This is a genomic window from Enterobacter sp. CM29 (assembly GCF_013179605.1).
In the GTDB taxonomy this organism is placed as follows: domain Bacteria; phylum Pseudomonadota; class Gammaproteobacteria; order Enterobacterales; family Enterobacteriaceae; genus Enterobacter; species Enterobacter intestinihominis.
Genome location: NZ_JABMCU010000163.1, coordinates 1 through 10,166, shown reverse-complemented (window position 1 = coordinate 10,166; position 10,166 = coordinate 1). Strand labels below are relative to the sequence as shown.

Annotated in this window: 12 protein-coding genes and 1 pseudogene; 7 read left to right on the top strand and 6 right to left on the bottom strand. The window is 53.4% G+C overall.

All coding sequences use genetic code 11. The features are described 5' to 3' along the window. Positions 1–356 (top strand): annotated as a pseudogene (gene tppB / locus HP459_RS17485) (dipeptide/tripeptide permease); the annotation flags it as partial. 105 nt (positions 357–461) lie between these two features. Then, positions 462–1,067: a glutathione transferase GstA gene (gene gstA / locus HP459_RS17480; protein ID WP_045308481.1), complete on the top strand. Its 606-nt coding sequence runs from the start codon at positions 462–464 to the stop codon at positions 1,065–1,067. A gap of 60 nt (positions 1,068–1,127) precedes the next feature. Here the strand turns inward: gstA and pdxY are convergent, their stop codons facing one another. The 5 genes from pdxY to anmK all read right to left on the bottom strand — a co-directional run bounded on the left by pdxY (position 1,128) and on the right by anmK (position 5,710). Beyond that, positions 1,128–1,988 (bottom strand): pyridoxal kinase PdxY, encoded by an 861-nt coding sequence (gene pdxY / locus HP459_RS17475; protein ID WP_171936547.1) that lies wholly within the window; start codon positions 1,986–1,988, stop codon positions 1,128–1,130. Positions 1,989–2,054: 66 nt separating this feature from the next. Further along, positions 2,055–3,329, bottom strand: coding sequence for a tyrosine--tRNA ligase (gene tyrS / locus HP459_RS17470; RefSeq protein WP_022647913.1), 1,275 nt, complete (start codon positions 3,327–3,329; stop codon positions 2,055–2,057). Positions 3,330–3,454: 125 nt separating this feature from the next. Continuing rightward, positions 3,455–4,111, bottom strand: coding sequence for a pyridoxamine 5'-phosphate oxidase (gene pdxH / locus HP459_RS17465; RefSeq protein ID WP_003857601.1), 657 nt, complete (start codon positions 4,109–4,111; stop codon positions 3,455–3,457). 57 nt (positions 4,112–4,168) lie between these two features. Further along, the gene (gene mliC, locus HP459_RS17460) at positions 4,169–4,498 is read right to left on the bottom strand and encodes a C-type lysozyme inhibitor (protein WP_087878561.1); all 330 of its coding nucleotides are present in this window, start codon (positions 4,496–4,498) and stop codon (positions 4,169–4,171) included. An 87-nt stretch (positions 4,499–4,585) separates the two neighbouring features. Beyond that, entirely contained in the window at positions 4,586–5,710 is a 1,125-nt protein-coding gene (anmK, locus tag HP459_RS17455; protein WP_023306005.1) for an anhydro-N-acetylmuramic acid kinase, read from the bottom strand. Positions 5,711–5,965: 255 nt separating this feature from the next. Between anmK and slyB the strand changes: the two genes are divergently transcribed. Together slyB and HP459_RS17445 are read left to right on the top strand one after the other, a co-directional pair. After that, positions 5,966–6,433: an outer membrane lipoprotein SlyB gene (gene slyB / locus HP459_RS17450; RefSeq protein ID WP_022647910.1), complete on the top strand. Its 468-nt coding sequence runs from the start codon at positions 5,966–5,968 to the stop codon at positions 6,431–6,433. 196 nt (positions 6,434–6,629) lie between these two features. Further along, entirely contained in the window at positions 6,630–7,991 is a 1,362-nt protein-coding gene (locus HP459_RS17445) for a GGDEF domain-containing protein (RefSeq protein WP_171936546.1), read from the top strand. Between the two features lie 38 nt (positions 7,992–8,029). On the opposite strand, the gene slyA is transcribed toward HP459_RS17445, so the two are convergent. Further along, entirely contained in the window at positions 8,030–8,470 is a 441-nt protein-coding gene (gene slyA / locus HP459_RS17440; protein ID WP_032623345.1) for a transcriptional regulator SlyA, read from the bottom strand. Between the two features lie 187 nt (positions 8,471–8,657). Here slyA and HP459_RS17435 point away from each other — a divergent pair, with 187 nt between their 5' ends. The 3 genes from HP459_RS17435 to HP459_RS17425 form a co-directional block, all read left to right on the top strand. Further along, positions 8,658–8,894 carry a DUF1656 domain-containing protein gene (locus HP459_RS17435; protein ID WP_022647907.1) on the top strand — a complete coding sequence of 79 codons (237 nt, stop codon included), beginning with the start codon at positions 8,658–8,660 and terminating at the stop codon, positions 8,892–8,894. 2 nt (positions 8,895–8,896) lie between these two features. Continuing rightward, entirely contained in the window at positions 8,897–9,757 is an 861-nt protein-coding gene (locus HP459_RS17430; RefSeq protein ID WP_038417029.1) for an HlyD family secretion protein, read from the top strand. After that, positions 9,757–10,166 (top strand): FUSC family protein (locus HP459_RS17425; RefSeq protein ID WP_171936545.1); only part of this gene is annotated, 410 nt, incomplete at its 3' end. The genes HP459_RS17430 and HP459_RS17425, both read left to right, overlap by 1 nt.

The following is a 10,166-nucleotide window of genomic DNA, read 5'->3' as shown; positions in this document are numbered from 1 at the left end:
GGCTGATCCTGAGCTATGCGCTGCAATCCATCGGTGAACTGATGATCTCCGGTCTGGGCCTGGCGATGGTTGCACAGCTGGTCCCTCAGCGTCTGATGGGCTTCATCATGGGTAGCTGGTTCCTGACGACCGCTGGCGCAGCCATCATTGCAGGTAAGATTGCGAACCTGATGGCGGTACCGGACAACGTTACCGACCCGCTGGTCTCCCTGAACGTCTACGGCACCGTGTTCATGCAAATTGGTATCGCGACAGCCGTAATTGCCGTGCTGATGCTGCTCACCGCACCAAAACTCAATCGTATGACGCAGGACGACGACAAATCCGCTAAAGCGATCAACACCGCGAACGCGTAATGTCATCGGGAAACGACTGAACAGAAGCCGCTAATTGATTAGCGGCTTTTTTTTTATCTGAACGCGCACTAACATAGCGGGAACCTCAGCAAAAAGGAGTTACCGATGAAACTGTTCTATAAACCGGGCGCCTGCTCTCTTGCTTCGCATATCACCCTTCGCGAGAGCGGTAAGGATTTCACGCTGGACGGCGTTGACCTGATGAAAAAGCGCCTGGAAAACGGGGGTGACTTTTTTGCGATTAACCCAAAAGGGCAGGTTCCGGCCCTGCTGCTGGATGATGGTACGCTGCTGACCGAAGGCGTGGCGATAATGCAGTACCTGGCCGACAACGTGCCTGATCGTCAGCTGCTGGCACCAACAGGCAGTATCTCTCGCTATAAAACCCTTGAGTGGCTTAACTACATCGCGACCGAGCTGCACAAAGGCTTTACGCCGCTGTTCCGCCCGGATACTCCGGAAGAGTACAAACCGACCGTACGTGCGTTACTTGAGAAAAAGATGCAGTACATTAATGAATCACTGAAAGACGATCAGTGGATCTGCGGTGCGCGTTTCACCATTGCTGATGCGTATCTGTTTACCGTTCTGCGCTGGGCGCGCGCGGTGAAGCTGAACCTGGAAGGATTAGATCATATTGCGTCGTATATGGAACGCGTAGCGGCACGCCCTGCGGTTGCAGCGGCGCTGAAGGCAGAAGGGTTGAATTAATCCGAGCGCGCTGTATTGCCGGGTGGCGCTGCGCTTACCCGGCCTACACTATCCCTGCTCTTACAATTGGGTTGCGCTGAAATAATGCTCGGGCTTCGCGATGCGATCCTGCGCCGCGACCACCTGGAGCTCATATTCCTGCATCGTCTTCGTCGCAATCATGATTTCATAAACGGCTGCGGTGACGTGCTCCAGCGCATCGCGCAGGCTTGCGCCCTGCAATAGCTTCACCAGCAGCAAACCGCTGGTCATATCCCCAACTCCGACAGGCTGACGTGCACCGAAATCCACCAGCGGTCGACTGATGTGCCAGGCTTCGTCCTTGGTCACCAACAGCATTTCAAAACGGTCCTGGCTCAACCCTGCGCGTGCCAGGTGCTTAACCAGCACAATCTCTGGCCCCTGGGCGAGGAGCTCGCGAGAGGCGCGTACAGCCTCTTCTACGCTGTTGACCGGATGCTCGCACAGGATCTCAAGTTCAATCAGATTTGGCGCAATAATATCGCTGGCGGGCAATGCATGACGGACATGAAACTCCGCAACGCCCGGCGCGACGATGCAGCCTTTTTCCGGATGTCCCATCACCGGATCGCAGAAATATTTCGCCGCGGGGTTTGCCGCTTTCACCTGGCGCACAATGCCGAGGATATGTTCCCCCTGCTCCGCCGAACCCAGATAACCGCTCAGTACGGCATCGCAGCGTTTAAGCTGGTCGATATCCGCAATCCCCTGAACGATCTCCGTCAGATGTGACGGCGGCATCACGCAGCCGGTCCATTTACCGTACTGGGTGTGATTCGAGAACTGAACGGTATTGAGGGGCCAGACGTTGGCCCCGAGGCGGCGCATCGGGAATTCCGCAGCGCTGTTGCCAGCATGTCCAAAAACAACGTGGGACTGAATGGCGAGGATGTTCTTCATGTTGTACTTACCAAACCCTGTCAAAACAAAAGGGGCGTGGTTTCCCACGCCCCTGCGTACTTTTAATTACTTCCAGCAGACCAGGCAGTAATTTTTCTTACCGCGACGCAGCAGCGTGTAGCGACCATAGAGACGGTCGTTCTCGGTAAAGGTGTATTCCGGATCGGCCTGTTTTTCGCCATTAATGGTGATCGCGTTAGAGGCGATGGTTTTACGCGCCTGACCGCGAGACGGCTGGAGCTCGGAGTCCACCAGCGCCTGCATCAGATCGGCGCCTTTTTCCATCTCCACCATCGGCACGCCATCCTGAGCAAGCTGTTCGAAGTCCGCTTCGCTTAAATCGCTCAGGGTCCCGTTGAACAGGCTCGCCGTAATGCGTTTCGCCGCTGCCAGACCTTCTTCACCGTGAACCAGTTTAGTCACTTCGTCGGCCAGCACATACTGGGCGCGCGGTGCTTTACCGCTGTTCTTGTCTTCTTCTTCCAGCGCATTGATTTCTTCGATATCCATAAAGGTGAAGAATTTCAGGAAGCGATAAACATCGGCATCCGCCGTGTTGATCCAGAACTGGTAGAATTTGTACGGGCTGGTTTTCTTCGGATCAAGCCATACTGCGCCGCCTTCGGTTTTACCAAACTTGGTACCGTCTGCTTTGGTGATCAGCGGCACGGTCAGACCAAACACCTGATTCTGGTGAAGGCGACGGGTCAGATCGATACCGGAGGTGATGTTACCCCACTGATCAGAACCGCCAATTTGCAGCGACACGCCGTGCAGCTTGTTCAGGCAGGCGAAGTCATACCCCTGCAACAGGTTGTAGGAGAACTCGGTGAAAGAGATTCCCTGATCGTCACGGTTAAGACGCTGCTTGACCGCTTCTTTGTTAATCATCTGGTTAACAGAGAAGTGTTTGCCGATGTCACGCAGGAACGTCAGCACGTTCATGCCACCAAACCAGTCGTAGTTGTTCGCCGCAATCGCAGCGTTGTCACCACAGTTGAAATCCAGGAACGGTGCAACCTGTTTACGGATCTTATCCACCCACTCCTGCACGGTGTCTTCGGTATTCAGCTTACGCTCAGCGGCTTTGAAACTTGGGTCGCCAATCAGACCAGTCGCACCGCCAACCAGGGCAACAGGCTTATGACCCGCCATCTGGAAGCGTTTCAGGCATAACAATGGAACAAGATGCCCCAAATGCAAGCTGTCAGCGGTGGGATCGAAGCCGCAATAGAGCGCGATCGGGCCTTGCGCCAGTCGCTCTGCTAACGCTTCCTCGTCCGTCACCTGGGCCACCAGGCCCCGCTCTTGCAATTGTTTAATCAAGTTACTGCTTGCCATCAAATTCTCCATGTATAAACGACTGCACCTTTGCCGGTACACGACTTTTCGCCTGATGCGAAAGGACCATAGAATAAAGCGCCAGCGCGGTGTGCGCTAGCGCTTAAATCAACAAATTTTGGGGATTACGGTGCCAGTCGGTCTATTTTCCAGCCACCGTTGTCGCGCTGGTATAAAAAGCGATCGTGCAGGCGGTGCTCACCGCCCTGCCAGAATTCCATCTGCTCAATGGGGATGCGGAACCCGCCCCAGAAACTCGGCAGCGGCACTTCACCCTGCTGAAACTTCTGTTTGAGTTCGAGGAATTTACTTTCAAGTACGCCGCGGGCCGAGATTCGGCTGGACTGTTTAGAAACCCAGGCGCCAATCTGACTGTCGCGCGGTCGGCTGTGGAAATATTTCACCACTTCGAGCGTAGAGAGGCGCTCTGCCTTGCCGGTAACCATCACCTGGCGCTCAAGCATATGCCACGGGAAGAGCAGGCTAATACGCGGATTATTTTCCAGGTGATGCGCTTTACGACTACCAAGGTTGGTGTAGAACACCAGCCCTTTCTCGTCATAATGCTTAAGAAGAACGATGCGTTGATACGGCTGACCGTTTTCATCAACCGTGGCAACGACCATCGCCGTCGGGTCGGCCAGTTTCGCTTCGCAGGCCTGTTTCAGCCAGCGTTCAAAAAGCACCAGCGGTTCGGCGGGAAGATCCTGGCGGCGCAGACCGCCTTTGGTGTATTCACGGCGCAGATGCGCAATTTGCTGTAGTTCGTCGTTATCTGACATGGCGTTAGCTGAAAGTGAGATTGGGTGGCGCTATTGTGCGCGCCCCCTTCAAAAATCTCAACGCTTCGGATTTTCCAGCTGACAATTGTTCAGCACAATGCGGTCTCGCTTATAGACGGTGGCGCTGTCACCTTTTGACCAGAAGACGTAGATCCCATCCGTGTAACGCGCCCCGGAGGCGGACATCCCCTGCTTCAGCGTCAACAACTTATTGTCATAAACAAAGCTGGCTTCCTGGCGAGTGTTGTTCAGCTTCACCGTCAGCGGTTTTTCATCACAACGATATTCCAGCGTATCGGTTTGCATACGCTCAACGAACTGGTTATAGACGCTGCATCCGGTCATAAGAAAAGGTACAGCAATGAGAAGAAGTTTTTTCATGGGCAGATTCCGAAGACTATCCTGGTCCTGGAGGGCCTAACCGCCCTCCTGTTTTTCCCTATTTTACGGGTTATGCCTCCCGCTGAATTTCAGTTAACTCTGATTATGGCGCGGATTTGCCGGGAAAATAGCACCGAGGACGCTCGCCTCTCGCGCACCGGTTACGGAGGGTAAATTCCCGGGCAGACCGGCAACCGTACGCCAGGCAAGCCAGGCGAAGGCCAGCGCTTCCATGTCGTCTCCGCTGATCCCGGCTTCGTCAGTGGTCGTGACTTCGGTGCCCGGCAGCAGGGCGGCGAGGCGTGCCATCAGGAGGGGGTTGCGGCTTCCGCCTCCGCATACCAGCAGACGCTCGCACCCGCCGCTGAGCAACACCTGTTCAGAAATCGACACGGCGGTAAGCTCAGTCAGCGTAGCCTGCACATCCTGAGGCGCAAGGCCGGGGAAGCGTGCCAGATGACGTTCAAGCCAGCCGTAGTTGAAATACTCTCGCCCCGTGCTTTTCGGCGCGGGCAGGGCAAAGAATGGATCGCTTAACAGGGCTTGCAGCAAGGGAAGGATCACTTTCCCCTGGCTGGCCCACTGCGCGTCTTTGTCGTAGGGTTTACCGTTCTGACGCCAGATCCAGGCATCCATCAGCATATTACCGGGCCCGGTATCGTATCCACGCACGGGCTGCCCGGGAATGAGCATCGACAGGTTGGCAATCCCGCCAATGTTCAGAACCATTCTGCGCTCCACCGGGTGCGCCAGCAGCGCCTGATGAAATGCCGGAACCAGCGGCGCCCCCTGCCCGCCGAGGGCCATATCGCGACGACGGAAATCCCCCACCACCGTCACGCCGGTTTTTGCCACAATCTGGTTATTATCGCCAATTTGCATCGTGTGCGGCGCCTCGCCGACAGGTTCATGCCAGACGGTCTGCCCATGGCAGCCTATTGCCACGACATCCTGCGGATGAAGTCTTTCTTGCTGCATCAGAGCCAGTACCGCATCAGCAAACAGCGCCCCCAGACGCACATCCAGTTGGCCCAGTTGGGAAAGCGTCAGCTGTTGCCCCTGGCAGATGTTCAGGATCTCTTCTTTTAACGAGACCGGAATAGGCCAGGTCAGGCTTGCCTGCTGCGCCACCATGTTTTCATCAATGGCGGCCAGAACGACATCCACACCGTCAAGACTGGTACCAGACATCACACCGATATAGCGACCCGATTTCATGCGCTTTCCTTACGTTACATGGGCTAAGTGCAACCACTCCATCATAAATAACGCTGCTTTGCTATCCGGTGATAATATTTTTTAACAATCTCAGACCTGTAGCACAGGCGGTTTTTGTTTATGTCCCGTTAAGCCCCGTTCAGGTAAAATTTATCTATTCGGCATGCAAAGATATGAACTGTGGTCAGGAATGCCATATAATTTAGCCATAACGGATGCCCCAACCGGGCGTTTTTTGGTGAACAGGAGAGTCAAATGATTTTACGTGTACTGGGCGTTTCGCTGATTGGTTTAACACTGGCGGGTTGTGTGAACGACAATTCACTCTCCGGCGACGTATATAGTGCTTCTGAAGCTAAACAGGTACAGAACGTGACCTACGGTACTATCGTTAATGCCCGTCCTGTTCAGATTCAGGGTGGTGATGACACGAACGTCGTGGGCGCAATCGGTGGTGCTGTGCTGGGTGGTTTCCTGGGTAACACCATTGGTGGCGGCACCGGTCGCTCTCTGGCTACCGCAGCAGGCGCAGTTGCAGGCGGCGTAGCGGGTCAGGGCGTTCAGGGTGCGATGAACAAAACTCAGGGCGTTGAGCTGGAAATCCGTAAAGACGATGGCAGCACCATTATGGTTGTGCAGAAACAGGGTAATACTCGCTTCTCTGCAGGCCAGCGTGTTGTACTGGCAAGCAATGGTAGCCAGGTCACCGTCTCCCCGCGTTAATATCCCGACGGATGCGGTCTTTTCGGGCCGCATCCATTTACAAAAATTATCATTTTAAAAAATGTATTTATAAAAATACATTCACACGGTGTATAATTAATCCCCTCTGATATTGTTCCTGCGCAAAGTATTTTTTATCTCCCACCTTTAGACTCGTCTGATTCTCTTTTTCCTCTTTTTAATTTTTTAAAATTCTATGCTTGCGAACTGTCGATTTGTAATGAACCGCTTTGTGGCCTTTGCACTTGGGTGCATTGTAATCATTGCCGTGTTACAAGGTTGTTTTATAAAACTTGTTGAATGGGTTCCTTCATTCTCTCCGCTATTTTTCCCTACGCTCACTATTTTTCTTCTGGTATTCCATCTGTTTATCGCCTGTTTTATGGCAATGAAATACTGGTGTGATAAAAAACGACTATATCTCGTTCCGATTGCGTCAGCCTTTGCCGGTTCAGCACTGCTGATGGTGGGTACGCTATCCAGTTTTCCAGGCTGGCTGGATCTCTATCAGTTCAACGAGGCGAACTATAATGACGCGATGATCTTTTATATGTTCCGACACCTCTTAATGGCGGTGCTCATGATGGCCTCAGCCTTACTTTATACGCTTCGCGTTTCCCCCCTTTCACGAAGCACCCACATCGGTATTGTTGTCGGATCGGCTCTCTTTACGGGCTGCATGCTTTGGCTGGCGTGGTTCTATTCCAGCCATTCCACGACGTTAACCCTGGATCTTGTGGATAATGAAACCCGGCAGTTCATGATTCTCTGGAGCCAGACCATCAACATCATTTTGGTCATTCTTTGGGTTGTCACATTAATCACCCTGATGGTCGTGACCCGGATAAGAAATTTGTTCTGGGCGGGCGGCAATTTTTTATGCGTCTGTTATGTCGTCACGCTGTTAATGCTGTTGTTAGGTGGATACGTAGAAGATGTATCATGGTACCGCGCCCGGTTATTCGAAACTATCGCGACATTAATGATTATTTTCATTTTGCTTTCCGACGTCTTTAATTTGTATCGTGACTCGCACGTCAAATACCAGCAGTCATATCAAAATTCAATCCGCGACCCGCTTACCCGTCTTTATAATCGCAGCTATTTTTATGATTCATTAAACTATGCCCTCAGCTCTGCAACGGAGGCACACCCGGTATCGGTGGTGGTAAGCGACCTTGACCGTTTCAAACGTATCAACGACTGTTACGGGCATTTGCAGGGCGATAAGGTATTACAGTTCGTCTCTAATCTGCTGACGGATTCCGTGCGCCCCCAGGATATCGCGGCCCGAATCGGTGGTGAAGAGTTTGTGTTGATGCTGACAAATACCCCTTCAGACGCCGCGAGGCAGGTGGCCGAGCGCATTCGCCTCAAGCTGAGCGGGTTTGATAAAGCCAGCAGCGGCGGTCATCTGCCGGAACCTATTACCATCAGCATGGGCGTATTCACCGCAACCACGCCGGAAACCAGTGCGGAAACCTGCGTGGAGAGCGCGGATAAAGCCATGTATGAGGCAAAAGAGACAGGGCGCAACCGGGTGGTGGTGTTCAGATAATAAGAAAGGCCTTGATTTCGCAAGGCCTTTACGTTCGGTCAGTCGCGAGACTGCAGATCGTGGATGTTCTGCTCAAGACGGGCGATGAGTCCTATCAGCATCTCCAGCTCAGCGGGGGAAATACCTTCAAGGATCTCCCCACGCGTTTTACTGATGACAGCTTCCATCTCAGTAATAATCGGGGCCGCTTTTTCCGTCAATTTGATCCGCTTGGCGCGACGGTCGCTGGCGCAGGTTTGTCGGGAGATAAGTCCCTTCTCTTCCAGTTGGTCAAGAGTGCGCACCAGTGACGGCTGCTCAATGCCAATCGCTTTTGCCAGTTGGATCTGTGACTGGTCGGGCGGGAGCTGATGAATGTTATGCAGCGTAACCCAGTGCGTCTGCGTGAGTTCCAGAGGTTTCAGGCGATGGTCAATCAGAGCACGCCAGATGCGTACCAACCTTGCCAGATCAGAACCTAATGGCGATTCCAATTTCATCTCCTTATAATTAGCTTGCTAAGTGATTATAGTGATTTTAGAATAGTTTGCAGTATTTGTATTGCCAAAACAAATGCAATCACGGTATTCATCATTCCTGAAAGGATGATTTACACTGAACGGTAATGCGCCATCGCATTGAAATATGCCATTGTGGCCCTCACCCCACTGCAAAGGATCACTGCTTGTGACGTTTTTTTCCCTCTCCGCAGGGTTGCCCCTCCAGGATCTGATTGTCGGCGCATCGGTCTACTTTCCGCCACTGTTTAAAGCCGTGATGGTCGGTTTTGTGATCTGGCTCATTGCGCATCGTCTGCTGCGCGACTGGATGTATTCCGGTGAAATCTGGCACCCGATGTTAATGGATCTCTCCCTGTTTACCCTTTCCGTCTGTCTTGGCCTTGCCGTGTTAACCGTGTGGTGAGAATAGCATTGAAAACGTTAAAATATTTTTCCACTCTTTTCGTTTTAGCGCTGGCGCTTATGGCCGGCTGGTGGCTCTGGAATTATTACATGCAGTCGCCCTGGACGCGTGACGGCAAGATCCGCGCAGAACAGGTCAGCATCACGCCACAGGTGTCCGGCAGTATCAGCGCGCTGCTGGTGAAGGACAACCAGTTTGTTCATGCGGGCGATGTGTTATTCCGCATCGATGAGACCCCTTTCCACATTGCGGTGCTCAATGCCCAGGCGCAGCTCGCAAAAGCTCAATCAGATCTGGCAAAAGCCAATAACGAAGCCGAACGTCGCCGACATCTGTCGAGGAATTACATCTCTGCGGAAGATCTCGATACCGCCAATATCAATGTAAAAGCCATGCAGGCCAGCCTGAAGGTTGCAGAGGCAACGCTGAAACAGGCCGAGTGGCAGCTGACCCAGACCGTGGTCAAAGCTCCGGTGGATGGATGGATCACGAGCCTGTCGACCCGTGTGGGGGATTACGCCACCACAGGCCAGCCGGTCTTTGCCCTGGTAGATAGCCACTCTTTCTATGTTGTAGGTTATTTTGAAGAGACCAAGCTGCGCCATATCCGCGAGGGTGCGCCTGCCCGGATCACGCTTTACAGCGGTGCAGAAAAGTTACAGGGTCACGTTAGTAGCATAGGTCGGGCAATTTACGATCAGAGCGTGGAAACCGATTCTGGTCTGGTGCCTGACATCAAACCCAACGTACCGTGGGTGCGTCTGGCTCAGCGGGTGCCTGTTCGCGTCGAGTTAGAGCAACTGCCGAAAGACATTACTCTGGTCTCTGGCACAACCTGCACCGTCGCCATCGGATCGCGATGATGAACCTGGGAGCTTTCTCCTGGCGCAATACGCCGTGGATAAAAGCGACACGGCCGCAGTGGCGTTACGCGCTGCGTAACGGCATCGCCATGTGCCTTGCGCTTACGGTTGCCTATTATCTGAATCTGGATGAGCCTTACTGGGCGATGACCTCTGCGGCGGTCGTCAGCTTCCCTACCGTCGGGGGCGTTATCAGTAAAAGCCTCGGGCGCGTGGCGGGTAGCCTGCTGGGTGCGACCGCTGCACTGCTTCTTGCCGGCCATACCCTGAACGATCCCTGGCTCTTTCTGTTAAGCATGTCGGCATGGCTGGGGCTGTGCACCTGGGCCTGCGCCCATTTTACCAACAACGTTGCGTACGCGTTTCAACTGGCAGGTTACACTGCAGCCATTATCGCCTTTCCGGTCGT

Bases quoted from the DNA above. Each gene is read 5' to 3' on its own strand.
- tyrS (WP_022647913.1), bottom strand. From the start codon at position 3,329: ATGGCAAGCAGTAACTTGATTAAACAATTGCAAGAGCGGGGCCTGGTG.
- anmK (WP_023306005.1), bottom strand. From the start codon at position 5,710: ATGAAATCGGGTCGCTATATCGGTGTGATGTCTGGTACCAGTCTTGAC.
- pdxH (WP_003857601.1), bottom strand. From the start codon at position 4,111: ATGTCAGATAACGACGAACTACAGCAAATTGCGCATCTGCGCCGTGAA.
- pdxY (WP_171936547.1), bottom strand. From the start codon at position 1,988: ATGAAGAACATCCTCGCCATTCAGTCCCACGTTGTTTTTGGACATGCT.
- slyB (WP_022647910.1), top strand. From the start codon at position 5,966: ATGATTTTACGTGTACTGGGCGTTTCGCTGATTGGTTTAACACTGGCG.
- HP459_RS17445 (WP_171936546.1), top strand. From the start codon at position 6,630: ATGCTTGCGAACTGTCGATTTGTAATGAACCGCTTTGTGGCCTTTGCA.
- slyA (WP_032623345.1), bottom strand. From the start codon at position 8,470: ATGAAATTGGAATCGCCATTAGGTTCTGATCTGGCAAGGTTGGTACGC.
- gstA (WP_045308481.1), top strand. From the start codon at position 462: ATGAAACTGTTCTATAAACCGGGCGCCTGCTCTCTTGCTTCGCATATC.